The following is a 14,542-nucleotide window of genomic DNA, read 5'->3' as shown; positions in this document are numbered from 1 at the left end:
CGGACCGAGGCGAGCGAACATGACCATCACCGAATTTGCTGCCGGTTACATTCCCCGAAAGCAACTGGCGAAGGAACTCGGCGAGCGCCTGCGCGGCAAGGCGTATTCCGAGTTCACCTTGATCGCATGGGAGCGGGACGGCAAAGGCCCGCCCGCAACCCGTGTCGGCCGCGATGTTCTCTATAGCGTCGCGGACGTTGACCGCTGGCTTCGCCAGCTCGGCGCCACGGATGAGACCGGCAACTCCAAGAAGAAGAGTGTCGCCGCATGAAAAACCCCGCATCGCGGTCCACACCGCGCGCGGGGTTTTCGATCTCGGATAACGGCACTGACAACGCCTGCAATCTACCCGAGACGACGACTCACGCGCAAGGCACCACACCGTCGCTCAACGGCGACGGCATCGGCATCGCCAGTTTCTGGAAGTCCCCGCGCAATCGCCGGGAGGCGGTGCAGGTTTCATTGCGGCAATACGAGCAGCACCCCTATGCCGACTTCCGCGTCTACGCCATGGACGAGTCCGGACGGATGCGCCCGACCTCGCGCGGCATCTCGATCGGCCTGAAGACGCTGCCGCAGTTCTGCAAGGCGGCCGGCGATGCCTTGCGAAAGGCGACCGCCCTCAACCTCATTACAGCGGGGTCAACGTCATGAGGATCACCGAGAACAGCTCCAGCGTGGTTCCTTTCATCCAGGCCGCGCGCGGTGTCATCAATGGCTCCGGCTCAATTGCCGAACCGCCGGCCGTAAAGCTCACCTACTTCGCGGACTGCGGCGCCTTCATCCAGAAGGACTGGATCATCAAGGGCGTCATCGCCAAGGGCGAGACGTCTGGCTGGATTGCTCCGCCAGGCCACGGCAAGTCCGCGCTGCTCATCGAGATCGGCGTTCACTGCGCGGCGGGCAGGGACTGGCGAGGCCACAAGGCCAAGGCGCCCTGCGGCGTCGTCATCCTCGCCCTTGAGCGCGCCGATCTCTGCAAGCGGCGGCTACACGCCTATGCCGTCCGGGATGAGCTGATCGATTTGCCGATCGCGGTTCACGCCGGCATCATTGACCTGATGAACCCGGCCAGCGTCTCAGCCATCGTTGAGATCGTGCGCACGGCGGAACGCGGGTTCGGCGTCGACGTCGGCATGATCATCATCGACACCTTCAGCAAAGCTATTGCTGCCGGGGGCGGTGATGAGGACAGGGCGCGCGATCAGAACCGGGTTGCTGCCAACCTGCGCCGCGTCCAGGAACTGCTCGGCATCCATATCGCCCTGGTCGGCCACACCGGCAAGGACGAGACGCGGGGCGCGCGCGGCAGCAACGCCCATCTCGGCGACGTCGACTTCATGGTCCAGATCAGCGGCGACGCCATCAAGTCGGCCGAGATCGTCAAAGCCAATGACCAGGCCGAAGGCGTGCTGGCGCAGTTCCGTCTTGAGCCGATCGATCTCGGCACTGACAGCGACGGCGACAAGATCAGCACCGCCATTGTGTCCATCGATCCGATCGATGCGCCGGCCGCGACCAAGACCCGCGAGCCGAAGCTGAGCCCCGATCAGAAAACGATGCTGCGGCTGCTGCACGAAGCGAAGCCTGCCGGCCTCTCGACAGCCGACTGGAACGACAAGGGCCGCGCCGTGGGTGTTGGGCGAACGCGCAGGGCAACGCTCAACGACATCCAGGCACGTTTGAAAGAGCTGAGTTTGGTGCGCGAGTACAGCGGCCAATGGACCGCCGTGACCCGGCTCTGAGCGTTACGGGGTTACGTTACGCGTTACGTTACGGTTACGGATTTCCCGGCGCTTTGGTTACGTTACGTTACGTCCCCCCTATAGGGGACGTAACAGCGTAACCGCCCGTAACCATCCAGGAGGTGCCAGATGCGTGATGGCAGCGCAGCCGCCGTTCAGGCGAGCGCAGCGGACGTCACGCGCATGAACGAACGGCTTTTCGCGAGCGTGGACATGCTCGGCAGCACCGAGCGCGTGGGAATACCAGTGAGGGAGGAAGCCATGAAACAGACGCCGGCCCTATCTTACGATGACTTTCGGAATGAATGTTACGACGCGATGTTTAACAGCTACGTCGGCAGGGCCGATGTCGGATCACTGATCGAGGACATCTTCATCAGCGTCACCAAGGCCATCAAGCGGCACTTTCCTGAGACCAAGCTTCAGACCATCGATATGATCTTGCGCGACGCTCGGAACGAGGCCGAGGACCTGCTCGATGATTGCGACCTCGAAAACTTCGTCGACCTCGACGACGTCATCAAAACAATCGCGGAGTATCTGACGGAAGAGGACGCGGTCACAGCGGCCTGAAGCATTGCGAAATGTTGCCATGGGCGTAGGTTGCAACCCATGGCACCGCTGCGAAATCACCGACACGAGATGTTTTGCCACCAGGTCTTGGCGAGCAAGGGCAACGCCGCTGCGGCATACAGCACAGTCTATGACCGCAGCGGTCACGTTGCTGAAGCAGCCGGCTCGCGTTTGTTGAAACGAGTTGAGGTTCAGGCGAGGATTGCCGAGATCAACGCGCCCGTGGTGCGAAAGAGCCGGGTTTCGCTCGAAGGTCTGCTCTCACAGCTTGAGCAAACCATCACCGCCGCGCGTGAGGATCGCAACCACGCAGCGGTCAACACCTCGCTGGCGCTGATGGCCAAGCTCTGCGGCATGCTGCGCGACCAGGTCGAGGTCGGCCCGCCCGGCGCGTTCGGCGGCCAGACCGTCGAGGAGGTGGTCGATGGAGTGGTCGAGGAGTTCGGCTCGGCTGCTGCCGCCGCCGCGCAGCTCCGCGAGCTGGCTGGCATGATCGAGGAGCGCGCGGGACTGAGCGCGAGGAACGTGACGCCGAGGATCAGCGCGGCGAGGGAAGGGCGGCACCTGCCGATGCCGAGGAGATAGCGCTTTTCCTCGGCTCACGATTTTCAATCACAGGGTTGAAGGCGGTAAGCGGCTGATTGCGTGAGATAATGCAGCCGACGAGATGCGCGTGTCTGCACTGTGTCGGCAAAGTCAGTTGCCGCGAGCCATGTCACGGCAGGTGTCACGGCGACTGAGGCGATCAGCATCAGCGCCACGGCCAGGCAGCTCGGCATCGGCCGCGTCTTGGTCTGTCGGGCCATCGGCTGAGCCGCCGAGGCCGTCCTGGACGGCGGCGGGCGGCAGATGCCACCCCCCTCCGGGGGAGGAGCCTACGCACCCCCCACCCCATGTATTGATTTACCTCCTCATCGAAATTCGGGTTCCCCCAGACAGCTCGGCATGCGCGCCGGGTTCCTTCTGCCGGTTCCATCCCGGGTATTTTCAGATTTCCGAAACCGGTTCCCCGGTGCGCGGGTCGCCATTTTTGCAGCGATCACATTAGGTTCCAATGGGTTCCATCGGCTCCCAAGGTGTGAGACTGTTCTCAAACCATTGTTTTCATTATGTTTTTATTTACATGACTTTTTTAAGAGCGCAGGATCACGTTGGCGGCCGGACCGGAACAGGTGCCAAAATGATCACTGTCGCGATGAACGGAAAGAAGCTGTTCGAGTGGGAGGGCAAGGTCGCCGAGGTCGCGAACATCGACCAGGAGGTGGCCAAGATTGCCAAGGCCGCCGAGGCGCCTCCGGAAAACCTGTGGCAATCGGCCGTCATGTATATCAGCGAAAAAGGCGGTCGCTTCTCCACGGGCAATGAAGCAGCCGAAATGCTGATCCTGACTTGGGGCGTGCTGACGATGCCGACCCGTCACCCCGATCATCCCGGCGTTTACGGTGACTATCTCGAAGCTTGGGATTTTGACTTCGACATCCGTCTCGATCCCGCAGCCAAGAGGATCAACGTCGACATCAGGGGCGGCTTCAACTCCGGCACGCCGAACTAGAACGCACGGGGGGCGCGGTGACTGAAACAGCAGAAGGCGCAGCTATCGATGTCGAAGCAATCGCTCCTGCCATCGTTAAGGTCGGCGGCGGACGCGGCTTCATCGTAAGTTCCGGAACAGATCATTACGTCATCACCGCCGCGCACTGCTTGCCGCGCTCGCGTTATCCACGTCCTCACCTTGCCAACAGCGGCAATGATCTGATTTTCCCGGAGATCATCGGCCAAATCGGCTCAAAGAAGCGCAACATCTGGGGAGAGTTGTGCGTCCTCAGCCTGACTGACGATATTGCTGTGTTGGCTGCGCCGGATAATCAGAGCCTCCCGGAGCGAGCCGACGAGTACGAGCGGTTCACCGGCACGGCGCTATCGGTCGGAATATCTCCGGTCGCCGTGCCGCCCTCTGAGTGGCATAGCCTGCCAGGAGCACCCGCGTGGGTCCTGTCGGTCCAGCGTCAGTGGGTCCCATGTGCGGTGTTCAACAACGGCAGGTTTCTTTACGTGCGCGGAGCCAGCATCGAAAGCGGAATGTCCGGCTCCCCGATCCTCGACACAAATGGCGCGGCTATCGGGGCAATCTCAACCAGTAGCAACGACGACACGGTCAACATGCATCCGAGCCTGACCGACTGCTTACCGACTTGGCTTCTGCGGAAGCTGGAGCATGCCCAACGACTCAATCATCGGAGTGAGAGCAAGCCATGACGGTCAGTGCGATACCAGCCCGATCTCCAGCGGTGTCAGCTCGCCCGTCGATCCGTTCGCCAGCTCCGGCCGCTGGCTCGGCAGCCCGGAGCGCGCCGACGCACCACCGGCCTTCCTAGAGGCTTTGAACGATGGTCATTCCGTTGGGCAAAGCTTGGCTGTTGCCGAGGTTGCCGGCGTCTGCATGTGCGCCGAGATCAACCTGCGGGGCGGCTCAGCTACAGCACGCGCTCTTGCCGTTCTCTTGCATCGGCGGGCACGGGACCGTGCCATACGAGCAGAACACGCAGCAGTCGCCAGCGAGCGGCTTAAGCCGGGTCCCGCAGCCCTTGCAGTCGTAGAAGAACTAGCAGGCGTCGGTCGGCATGGTCTCGGTGGATTGGTGCTGGCAGGTCGGACAGGTCAGAGTCGATTGAAGTTGCATTGGGCCATCATAGGCGAACGAGCCGGCCAACAACAGCTTGCCGGGCAGCTCTGGCGTGGAGAACGCTGGCACCAGTTGTGCCGCCTTCGGCTTCGATCTGCTTCGCCTTCTCGCTCTTCACCAACGACTTCGGCTGGATCGCGAGCCCGGCTGGGTGAAGTCGCCGCAAAACCGGCCCGCGCCAGACGTTCCTAAACTTGCGATAAGCGTTTGCTTCCCGGCTGGCTGTCCGAATACCAGCGGTCCTTTTGTAAGTTACGCTGGCTCCTCTCAATGAGAAGCCGACTTGCGTCGATTAGAGCCCGGGTCTGCTTGAGTACAAGCGGCAAGTCCGCAAGTTCCTCGCGCAACATTTGCTCCATGCCATGGTCATCGCCGATCATCCTGAAAATGTAGTTAGGGCCGTGCCAAAATCGACTGCCCGGGCAAGTGGAGGGATCGACGATGTGACCTCACATATTGCACTGCCAACGCATGTTAGTGGCTGCTAAATCTTCAATTGAACTTTCCCCAATCCGCATGCATTAATTAGCTATCACCGGCTGAGGCCCGTGGGCGCCGGTGCCTGAGAGACCGAGTGTGCTCCCGCCTTCGTGGATGGGAGCGTGTTATGCCACATCGCAAGCTGATCGCGCGTTTGCAGGCGGTCGTTGGACTGTCCGAGCAAGATCAAGCCAAGCTCGCACGCATGCCGTACAAGCTTAAGACGCTGGACAATGGCGCATATATCTTCCGCCAAGGCGACAGGCCCAAGCATTCGATCATTGTGATTAGCGGGTTCTTGTCTCGCCAGAAGGTAGTCTCCGACCGCAACCAGATCTCATCGTTCTATATTGCTGGCGACATGCCAGACCTTCACTCTTTACATTTGCCAGTCATGGACCATGAACTCTGCAGCGTCGGCACTTCGACGGTGGCTTCCGTTCCTCATGCCTATCTCAAGGAGGTCATGAACGAAGCTCCTGCCCTTACACAGGCATTTTGGCGCGAGACGCTAATCCATGCTTCGATCTATCGCGAATGGGTCGAAAATCTTGGTGCACGCCAAGCCCTTGGCAGAATTGCGCATCTACTTTGCGAACTCGCCACGCGGCTAGAGCTCGTGGGACTACTCGACAACGCCAGCTTCCACCTGCCTTTTGTTCAGCAGAATGTTGCAGATGCGTGCGGGTTATCGGTGGTTCATGTGAACAGGGTTGTCCAGGAACTCAGACGTCAGGGCCTTATCGAATGGCAGCACCACACCGTCCAGCTCCTTGACCGAGCTGCATTGGAGGAGGCTGCGGAGTTCAGCCGTGATTATCTTCATGCGCTGGAGAGCGCCCCTTCACCTATCGTCCGCGCAAACGCTGGCGCCGGGGCGAACGGAGCGGCGCCCCGGGATCGGTAGCCGACAAGCAACAGGCGTAGAACGTCGGCTCCGGGTCATTCTCGACCACGTCGGCCATCCCGCGACAGGTCCGCTTCTGGCCTGATTTCAGCGTGCGCGACTTCGGCCCGGATCAATGATGCCGGCGCCTTCACCAGCTTCGGCCACGGCTACCCCGATAAGGCGATCATGCCGGCAGCGCTCCCGCAAAGCTGCCAGACCATTGCTTTCCGCCCTTTGTTATCGCCAGAACAACGCAAGCAGCACGATAACGGGGAGCGGAATGCCCAGAAGCCAGAGCAGGGCGCCTCTACCGAATGTCATTGTCCTCTTCCTCTCTTAGAGCAGCTCCTCGGAGCGGCTTCTCGACGCCAACCGCGCATACGGCAGCGAGTTCCTCCAACAGGAACGTCAGTCTTGGCGGCGCGTTGGAACAAAAGTTCTATGTTCCTGGAGGAACTCGCCATGGCACGTACAGTATCCAACGCCTTCTTTGGCTGGACGTGGTCGGCCGTATTGGCCGGCGTCTTTGCGTCTCTCGTGGTCCAAATCTTGTTGACCATGCTCGGCTTTGGCATTGGTCTGCTTGCGATCGACATCCCCACCGCCGTATCCACGCCCGCTGGGGCTGGTTGGGCCGGTTTCGTGTGGTGGGCCGTATCCGGCATCATCGCGGCCTTTATTGGGGGCGCGGTCGCGGCCGCCAATTCGCCCGATCAGACTGGTCTTGGCCGCGTTGGACATGCGTTGGCCGCTTGGGCCGTCGCAACGGTCGTGGTGGTCGCAGCGGCGGCCCTGCTGCCTGCTTCCGCGACCAGCGTCGCGAGTAATCTGGTGGGTCCGACATACACGGCGAGCGCCCGCGTGGTAGCCTTGTCAAATGCCCCCGCACGCGAGACTGTCGGCGCGAGTGCTCGGGCTCCGACGCAGGCGCAGATCGATGAAGCTCGCAAGCATTTCGCATATGCGATGTTTGCCAGCTTCTGTGCGCTTCTCCTTGGCGCAGGCGCCGCCTACGCTGCCGGAATGGCAACCACTGGCCGGGCCGTCGCTGAAACTGCGAGACCGCTAACGTAAACGAGCGTCCGCTCCAATGTGCGCCAAATATTCCGCTGATGATCTCAGCGCGACCGTGCGCTATGCACTGGAGACGACGCGTGCAATCGCGCTCTGCCCCTTCCATCCCGACGTAAGCATCCGCGTCGGCGATGATGCGGCCGAAAGCCATGCCTACGAGCGCGCCAAGACGATCAGCAGGACTGACGGTACGCATTGGAGTCCGAAGGCCCTCAGCGAAGAGATTGGACGGCAGCTCGGCGAAGCCGCGGATGGTGAATGCCCTCGCTGCGCGTCACATTGACGGGATGACAGGTGCGTATCGATTGTCACGCGATGATCGCCTTCCGTATCTGGGAATTGTCCTCTGCGCGTGCGTGCCTGACGGCTTGGCTGCATTCCACGCTGATCTACTGACGACACCGAGCAGTCCTCGCCAGGCGCCAGCAGCCGTCCAGACGAGGCCGCCTCGATCCTGATGAAGCTGACGGTCATGCGCCATGCCGGCGCCGGCAAGCAAGACATTGCCGGTCTGCGCGATCTGTTGCAGCAGTACGTCAATGAGGTCATGGCGCTGGCGAACAAGCGATGAGGCAAGATCGCTACACGCCCGGCAAGGCGCATCAGATCGACAGTCTGAAGGAAAAATTCGAGGCCTTGCTGGTCTACATCTCAAAGCAAGGCGGGTGGCTGGTCAGTGTCCCCGGCAATCCGGACATGCGGTTTCAGACGCTGGCCGGCTCGGCGCTTCCGGGCCTTCTGCGCGATGCCGGCTATACCGTCACCGAGACCGGCACCAGCAGCCGCATCCTGCCGCATGTCGTGCGCCAGGAGCTGACCACCAACCGCGATGGCGAACTGGTGGCGCTCACCGAGGGCTCAACGCGGGCGGTTAAAGTCGTGATCATCAACGCCGGCATTGCGGCCGTCATCGAGTACGATCTCAGCGAACCGCCTGCTGCACAAGTTCCGGGTCGGCGGATTGCGACGCGAGTCAGTTCTTAATACGGTTTTCTACCACGTCCTTGAGGATAGCCTCGTAGGTCGCGATGTTTTGCTTGTAACGAGCTATCGTCTCGGGAGTGACATCCCGCCAGTCGCTACCGCTTTCTCGCTCGCCGATGGTCATCGTCCCATCCTCTAGTGGCGCGAGGTCGCGCTTGATCTGCGCGATGTCGGCTTCGACACCCCGCGCGTAAGCTTTCCAATCTATAGGCATGCAATTCTCCTGATCAAAAAAAAGCTTCGGAGGCCAACGTCATACTAGCTGGGTTGATAGTTGTACTCGTGCCCGTTGAACGCGATGGTCTCCCCAGTCGTAACCAACCGGATGGTGTATGCGCTACTGTGTTCGACCTCGGAATAACCTCCCTTGCTCATTCCGAGTTCAAGGGCCTTGTTCACGATGTATCGCTTGATCTCGTCGTGTGGCTTACCCGCCTTATTCATGCTGATCGCTTCAATGGCCACCTCACGAAAGTTCATTGATCCTCCAAGGTTATGTGAACGGAAGAACGCATGTGCGCTGTATAATCTTCTCGGCGGGCCGGCCGCATTGGATACGAGCAAAATCATCATCAGGACGGCCAACTTGGTTCAACTCGCTGCATTCAGCCAGTTATGGCTGGCACAACCGATGCTTGTCAAACCTTATGCGCGTCTACTTCGGGAGTTCTTCTTTGGGCCTCGGATGCACCCGCGCGTCGACCAGGACCTCGATGATGGCATCGCGCAGGCTGTCCCGATCGAGGATACGGATGAGCCGGTCGATCGTAGCCGCTGCATCGCGCTCGCGGGTCAGGTAGTCGGCAAGCGCGACCATGGCCTCATCATAGCTCTGCTCGATCTGCTCGGCCGGGTTCAGCCGGGCCACTTTCATGATCCCTCGTCGTCGGACTTCTTCTCGGACAGCCGCTTCCGTTTTTGCAGATAGCCCCGCCGCCGCTGCGGCTGGTAGATCAGATCGAGTCCCAGCTCCTTGCATTTCTGGGTGATGTCCTCCCAGTCGCGGCAAAGATACGAGCTCAACTCTGCGAGGTCGGCACCGGTTTTCCACGCCGCTTGCAGGTCTTCGACCGCCATCTCGGACCACGGTTCGCCAGTGTGGATGTCAGGGACGTGCTCAGGAATATACCAGGTCGGCCCCGATCGCTTCGCCATCTCCTCGCGCGCGCCTCGCTTGTAAGCCATCACAAGTCCTCCCTCAGACCTTTGAAAAAAGTGTGCCGGACCTTGCCCTCTGCCGACTTGCCCCGGTACTCGACCTCCGCAAGCAGCTTCGGCTCGACCCAGATGCCCTTATGCGCGACCCGCTTGGCATAGGGCTGCGTCTTCCTGATCAGCGGCTTCAGCCGCTTCCGCAGCTCGGTCTCTGACGACTTGTCGAAGCCATGGTCGACCTTGCCGGCATAGATCAGGTCCTCGCCCTTGCGCCGGCCGAGGAACAGCCCGTCCCACTTGCTGCCGTCGAGCGCGAAGCCGGCGATCGTCAGGGTCTCGCGATGAGCGCAGGTCGTCTTGACCCAGTAGTCACCGCGCCCGCCGACATAGGGCGAGCCCGCGATCTTGGAGACGATGCCCTCCAGCCCGGCTTGGCAGGCGCGCTGGTACAGCTCGGCGCCGTCGATCTCGAAGTGCTCGCTGTACTGGATGGGCGTGCTCGCGATCAGCTCTTGGAGAGCCACCTTGCGCTCCTCCAGGGGCACCCTGCGAAGATCGTGGCCTTTGAGGTACAGCAGGTCGAACGCGACCATGATGATGTTCTGGGCACGGCCCCTGAGGCTGTTCTGGAGCTGCGAGAAGTCGGTCTTGCCGCCTTCACCGGGGACGACAATCTCGCCGTCGATGATCGCAGAGCTGGCCCTGATCGGGGTGGCATCCTCGGCGATCTTGCGAAACCGCTTCGTCCAGTCGTGACCGCGCCGGGTGAAGACCTTGATGTCCTCGCCGAGGATGTGGAGCTGGGCGCGGTAACCGTCGTACTTGATCTCGTGGAGCCAGCGGTCGCCGCGCGGGACCCGGTCGACCTGCTCGGCGAGCAGAGGCTCGATGAAGCCGGGATACGGCGCCTTCACCCCGATCGGCACGACCTTCTTACGTTGGGACGCCACTCACAAACTCCACGCAACATCACGATCACAGTTTTGAGGTCAAGCGGCTCCCCGTAGAGGCAGCGCCAGTTGCTCAGCAAAGGGCCTGGAAGCGTTGGCCTGGATGAAGGCCTGTAAGGCCGCCGTGATCTCGGCGCGGCCTGTCACGCGCTTGGCCAGTTCATCGGCAATCTCGCTCGTGGCATCGCGTGCCCAACCCTCGATGGCGTTGAAGGCGACGATCCGGACCGGATAGGCATATTGGCCGGAGAGCAGATCGCGGATGATGGTCTCGATGTCGGTGTCCTGCTCGTCTGTCTCGCGCCAGGAGCAGCCGGCGCGGGCGCCGAAGTCTTCGAGCACCAGGTAAACATCCCGGTCGAGGCGATCCAGCGGAACGATCGACGGCGCATAACGCATGACGCAAACTCCTACTCAGGAGGAGCAATCGTCCTGCTTTCGGATCGTTCCGGCCCTAGGGTTGCACCCTTCTGCCGCACCGCTCACCCTGTCAAATAAAAGAGGCCGCCAACTGCGACGGCCTGAAGTTTGCTGCTGAAGGTTTTCAGTGAGGAGAGACGATAGCCGCGACGCCGAATGCCAGCACACAGGCGGCGGCCAATGACCAGAGCGCTATTGCAATCTCTTTAGGCATGGACCTCAAGCGCGCCATTAGCTCCTAGTTCCTATCAGCGCCAACTGACGGCGACCTCAAAATTGAAATACAACATAGAGACCAGCACCGTTGAAAAGATTCCAGTCCTACAATGGCAATTTCGAGAACCAGGTCGGCTGCCAAATGCACCTCCCTCTAGTTGCCAAATCAGCCTGAACGACACGCCTTACTTTGGTGGCTGCAGTCCGCGAGAGTTAAGCCATCCATCAATGTTGGTGGCGATATCGAGTTCGCGGGGCTTGTTCGAAAACGCTTCACGCTCCGCGTCGTCTGCCCGGAATTGATCTGCCTTTTCCCTCGCTAACCGCGCTTCCCTGATAAGCCGCTCGCCTATCGTCTTGTCCTGTTTGAACCGGTGGCGCTTCATGAAATCCTCCTTTCATGAGTCGCTCAATCTGAAATCTATTAGGTTCTCGAAGGTTCCAATAGGTAATATATTACGCGAGTCATGGTCATTCCGCCGCTCGCAGCCCTTGCTCTGTCGGCTCATAGCGCTGGCCGTACTGCGTGAGCCAGCCGCCTTCGACCATCTTGCGCGCCATCGTCATCGTGCATATCGGCTGACTGCCGCCTGGGTGATACAGGCCATCTGCGCGCTGGATGAGGAAGCCGTAGACGCGCGCCAGTCGCAGCGGCTTGATCATCCCAGGAAAGAGAACGACGGAGTGGTCGGACATTTCCTCTCCCAAGCGCCGGTATCGATGATCGTTCCGGAATGCTTGGGCTGAAGAACTCCATCTTGCGGTTAGGTGTCCTCCTTGTCGCGCCGCGCGCGTGCTGCGGTTCTCGTTCGCAGCTGTGACAGACGAGCCTAGCGCGTCGCGGGTTGGCGAGCGGCAAGTTTCGCTCTATTTAAGTGAATGAGCAACGATGACGAAAATCGCCGCCGAGCGGTTGAGGCTCAGAAGGAAGCCGACAGGGCTTTGAACGATGACGATCGCGCGTCTTGGCTTCGCGTCGCGCAGGGCTTTCTGAACCTGATCCGCAAGCCATCCGAGAAGGACGCCTCCGGAAAGCCGGACTCAGAAGCCTCGAATTGACCTCCGAATGGACGCGGTCCGCTGTGAGCCGAGGTGGTCAAAGGCCGGTTGAGGCGGCCTTAATTCATCCTGCGGCGCAGTTTCTCGGCAAGGGCTCGCTGGTCGTCGATGTGCTCTTGGACGACCTGCCGAGCCTCCTCGGTGCGCGATGGCGCAGGAGGGCTACGGAGGAATTTTTGGCTCCGCTCAAGAAGCTCGCGGCTGGACCTGATTGCATTCTGCGTCTGCTTCAGCATGCGCGGCAGGTCTGCGAGTTCTCCGCACTTCCAGCGGCCATTGGTGTTGCCGTTGCCGATCATGGCCAAAGCGTAAACTGGGCGATCGCGGAACTCAACACCGGGGCCAAGTGCGCGATTAACCTAAGCTAGTGCGCGAATGTCGATCTTCTGAGATCACCGTCGCTCCTGCCGCGTAGCGTACTGGCGGGACTTGGCCCCAGCGCTCACCTCCTTCCAGACATGTCCGAGGCGCTGGGGCCTTCGCCTGAAGAGGCCGCCCCAGCCTCGCTCCGTCATGTGCGCTTCGCAGGGTTCATCGGCTCCCCCACCTCGGCGTGAACGGCACCGCTCGCCCCGGCATGTCATGCCAGTTCGGCACGATGTTGGAGGGACTGGCGCCGCATGCCTCGCAAACCAGGTTGCGTGCCACCCGCGACCATGGCCAGCCTTTCGGCAGCGTGTCCAGGCGGACGTCGACCCTGCGAGCGCAGCCGTCGCACTGGATGTTGCAGGTCACATGGCCGTTCGCGATCCAGTCGGCGGGAGTGCCCGGTGGGAAGCGGTCAGACCGATGGGTTTTTGAGCGGCGAGCCATGCCGGCATCAAAACGCAGGCGGCGACGGCGGGCAATTGACGGTTCGACGGGGAGGAGGCCGGATGTCGGAATGCCGTGTCGGCACTGTGTCGGCACAAACGCCCCGCCATTGGGACAAGCGATCGGAGTCAGCCGACCGCGCTCCAGATGACCGCGAACACCACGATCAGGATCATGCAGACGACGGTTTGGCGGCCAATGCGGTTCATTTGGGCCTAGGTAGGCGCTGTGTCTACAGCGGCAATCGATTTGCCGACATATTGCCGACACAGAGATTTTTTGAGTTTTCGATTTTCGGAAGTTTTGGCGCTAAGTCTTTGATTTTGTTGGTGAGCGCGCTGGGGCTCGAACCCAGGACCCCGTGATTAAAAGGCTGGCGTCCTACCAATAAAATCAATCCGCATTCCGACGTAACCCCCTTTCGGCCCGGCATTGGACCTAGAGGAAAATATCGCCGTGTCGGAACGAAAACTATACGTAAAAAAAGCCGCTTCTGCACCAGGCAAGGCAGGAAGAGCGCCCTTCGACTGGAGGGAGGGGCCTAACGCCATTCCCAGGCAGTGCCCTAGCAGTGCACCTCGTGGTGATTCCGGCAGCAAGGTGAGAACGACGAAGCCGGATTTCGTCATCCAGATCGCCCGGCAGAACCGTTTGGCGCTTGCGCCGCCATCCTGCGCGAGGTCAGCGAGCATCTGACGACGTCGTGCTGACTGACCGCCGACGCCATGGAGGCGCGGAGGAGATCGCAGAGAAGCTTTTCCCGAGCATGGAGGAGAACTGAAAAAAGGAAACGGGTCCGACCCTGGACGGTCAGACCCGATCGGATGCCAGCCACTGGACGGTGTAGGACAGCAGCGGCGGCTGGAGAAGTGTCTACTGCGGGGAGCGGCCATAGACAACAGCCCGGTCCGAAAGGTGCGAGGGCGGCCGCCGGAGTGATGCAGAGCTTCGAGAAGTTGGCACCAAGGTGATCCGCAGCATCGCGAGGTCACCGCCCTAAGCGGCGGCAGGCTCCGGCAGGCAAGATCGCGGCGGGCATAGGGACCGACCTCATCACTTTGGTGGGGAAGGTCGTCCTATGCCCGTCACAACGACACCACCAACAGGCAAGACCGAAGAGATGAGAGAAAGAGATGGGAGATCAAGGCTGGAAACTCTGTTGGCCCGCTCACCAAGCTCATTGCTCCGATGCTCGTCGAGGTCGAAGACCCTGCGTCGGTTTGAAGTTGCTGTGACAAATCCGTTGGCCAAGCCCAAAATGAATTCCGGCGAGCGATCCAAGACAATCCCGTGCTTGTCGAAAGCCGCTCGCAAAATGGTCCGCCCCGCAATTGCGAGCGCTCGTCGAGCGGAGCGAAGACATCTCGACCTGCCAAGAAGGCGACGGCATGCATGTAAGTTGCTGTTTTACAGACCGTCGAAGAAGCACCGCGGTTGGGAGATCCCGATGATCTCGGCCTGCTGTCGCGTTTATGATCTGGAGATTGCGACCGTCCTGCTA

At 60.8% G+C, this 14,542-nt stretch carries 19 protein-coding genes and 1 pseudogene; 11 read left to right on the top strand and 9 right to left on the bottom strand.

Features of this window, described 5'->3' with window-relative positions:
* Positions 1–19 precede the first annotated feature (19 nt).
* The 7 genes from QSV46_RS33275 (at position 20) to QSV46_RS33245 (ending at position 4,574) form a co-directional block, all read left to right on the top strand.
* Positions 20–271: a hypothetical protein gene (locus QSV46_RS33275; RefSeq protein ID WP_314961506.1), complete on the top strand. Its 252-nt coding sequence runs from the start codon at positions 20–22 to the stop codon at positions 269–271.
* Positions 268–654, top strand: coding sequence for a transcriptional coactivator p15/PC4 family protein (locus QSV46_RS33270; RefSeq protein WP_314961504.1), 387 nt, complete (start codon positions 268–270; stop codon positions 652–654). Before QSV46_RS33275 ends, QSV46_RS33270 begins: the two co-directional genes overlap by 4 nt.
* Positions 651–1,745 carry an AAA family ATPase gene (locus tag QSV46_RS33265; protein ID WP_314961502.1) on the top strand — a complete coding sequence of 365 codons (1,095 nt, stop codon included), beginning with the start codon at positions 651–653 and terminating at the stop codon, positions 1,743–1,745. The genes QSV46_RS33270 and QSV46_RS33265 overlap by 4 nt, the downstream gene beginning before the upstream one ends.
* 129 nt (positions 1,746–1,874) lie before the next feature.
* Positions 1,875–2,318: a hypothetical protein gene (locus QSV46_RS33260; protein WP_314961499.1), complete on the top strand. Its 444-nt coding sequence runs from the start codon at positions 1,875–1,877 to the stop codon at positions 2,316–2,318.
* Between the two features lie 39 nt (positions 2,319–2,357).
* The gene (locus tag QSV46_RS33255; RefSeq protein ID WP_314961496.1) at positions 2,358–2,903 is read left to right on the top strand and encodes a terminase small subunit; all 546 of its coding nucleotides are present in this window, start codon (positions 2,358–2,360) and stop codon (positions 2,901–2,903) included.
* Positions 2,904–3,372: 469 nt separating this feature from the next.
* Complete coding sequence (locus QSV46_RS33250; RefSeq protein WP_314961494.1) at positions 3,373–3,870, top strand: hypothetical protein; 498 nt, start codon at positions 3,373–3,375, stop codon at positions 3,868–3,870.
* A 17-nt stretch (positions 3,871–3,887) separates the two neighbouring features.
* The gene (locus tag QSV46_RS33245; RefSeq protein WP_314961492.1) at positions 3,888–4,574 is read left to right on the top strand and encodes a serine protease; all 687 of its coding nucleotides are present in this window, start codon (positions 3,888–3,890) and stop codon (positions 4,572–4,574) included.
* 214 nt (positions 4,575–4,788) lie between these two features.
* On the opposite strand, the pseudogene QSV46_RS33240 reads toward QSV46_RS33245, so the two are convergent.
* Positions 4,789–4,998, bottom strand: a pseudogene (locus QSV46_RS33240) (GDCCVxC domain-containing (seleno)protein).
* A gap of 610 nt (positions 4,999–5,608) precedes the next feature.
* On the opposite strand from QSV46_RS33240, the gene QSV46_RS33235 reads away from it, so the two are divergent.
* The 3 genes from QSV46_RS33235 (at position 5,609) to QSV46_RS33225 (ending at position 8,428) form a co-directional block, all read left to right on the top strand.
* Positions 5,609–6,388, top strand: coding sequence for a Crp/Fnr family transcriptional regulator (locus QSV46_RS33235; protein ID WP_314961489.1), 780 nt, complete (start codon positions 5,609–5,611; stop codon positions 6,386–6,388).
* A 444-nt stretch (positions 6,389–6,832) separates the two neighbouring features.
* A complete protein-coding gene (locus QSV46_RS33230; protein WP_314961487.1) occupies positions 6,833–7,444 on the top strand; it encodes a hypothetical protein in 612 nt (203 codons plus the stop codon).
* A 567-nt stretch (positions 7,445–8,011) separates the two neighbouring features.
* The gene (locus QSV46_RS33225; RefSeq protein WP_314961485.1) at positions 8,012–8,428 is read left to right on the top strand and encodes a hypothetical protein; all 417 of its coding nucleotides are present in this window, start codon (positions 8,012–8,014) and stop codon (positions 8,426–8,428) included.
* Here the strand turns inward: QSV46_RS33225 and QSV46_RS33220 are convergent.
* The 8 genes from QSV46_RS33220 to QSV46_RS33185 all read right to left on the bottom strand — a co-directional run bounded on the left by QSV46_RS33220 (position 8,418) and on the right by QSV46_RS33185 (position 11,865).
* On the bottom strand, positions 8,418–8,642 hold the full coding sequence (locus QSV46_RS33220) for a hypothetical protein (protein WP_314961483.1): 225 nt from the start codon (positions 8,640–8,642) through the stop codon (positions 8,418–8,420). The genes QSV46_RS33225 and QSV46_RS33220 overlap by 11 nt on opposite strands.
* 44 nt (positions 8,643–8,686) lie before the next feature.
* On the bottom strand, positions 8,687–8,908 hold the full coding sequence (locus QSV46_RS33215) for a hypothetical protein (RefSeq protein WP_314961480.1): 222 nt from the start codon (positions 8,906–8,908) through the stop codon (positions 8,687–8,689).
* Positions 8,909–9,083: 175 nt separating this feature from the next.
* Positions 9,084–9,302 carry a hypothetical protein gene (locus QSV46_RS33210; RefSeq protein ID WP_314961477.1) on the bottom strand — a complete coding sequence of 73 codons (219 nt, stop codon included), beginning with the start codon at positions 9,300–9,302 and terminating at the stop codon, positions 9,084–9,086.
* The gene (locus QSV46_RS33205) at positions 9,299–9,613 is read right to left on the bottom strand and encodes a hypothetical protein (protein ID WP_314961475.1); all 315 of its coding nucleotides are present in this window, start codon (positions 9,611–9,613) and stop codon (positions 9,299–9,301) included. The genes QSV46_RS33210 and QSV46_RS33205 overlap by 4 nt, the downstream gene beginning before the upstream one ends.
* Positions 9,613–10,533, bottom strand: coding sequence for a non-homologous end-joining DNA ligase (ligD, locus tag QSV46_RS33200; RefSeq protein ID WP_314961473.1), 921 nt, complete (start codon positions 10,531–10,533; stop codon positions 9,613–9,615). Before ligD ends, QSV46_RS33205 begins: the two co-directional genes overlap by 1 nt.
* Before the next feature lie 39 nt (positions 10,534–10,572).
* The gene (locus QSV46_RS33195) at positions 10,573–10,932 is read right to left on the bottom strand and encodes a hypothetical protein (protein WP_314961470.1); all 360 of its coding nucleotides are present in this window, start codon (positions 10,930–10,932) and stop codon (positions 10,573–10,575) included.
* A 422-nt stretch (positions 10,933–11,354) separates the two neighbouring features.
* Positions 11,355–11,555 carry a hypothetical protein gene (locus QSV46_RS33190; protein WP_314961467.1) on the bottom strand — a complete coding sequence of 67 codons (201 nt, stop codon included), beginning with the start codon at positions 11,553–11,555 and terminating at the stop codon, positions 11,355–11,357.
* Positions 11,556–11,640: 85 nt separating this feature from the next.
* Entirely contained in the window at positions 11,641–11,865 is a 225-nt protein-coding gene (locus QSV46_RS33185) for a hypothetical protein (protein ID WP_314961465.1), read from the bottom strand.
* 359 nt (positions 11,866–12,224) lie between these two features.
* Here QSV46_RS33185 and QSV46_RS33180 point away from each other — a divergent pair, with 359 nt between their 5' ends.
* Entirely contained in the window at positions 12,225–12,596 is a 372-nt protein-coding gene (locus QSV46_RS33180; RefSeq protein ID WP_314961463.1) for a hypothetical protein, read from the top strand.
* Positions 12,597–14,542: the final 1,946 nt, after the last annotated feature.

This window comes from Bradyrhizobium cosmicum, from assembly GCF_032290525.1.
Lineage (GTDB): Bacteria > Pseudomonadota > Alphaproteobacteria > Rhizobiales > Xanthobacteraceae > Bradyrhizobium > Bradyrhizobium cosmicum_A.
The sequence above is the reverse complement of the archived record's forward strand: the minus strand, read 5'-3'. Positions and strand labels throughout refer to the sequence as shown.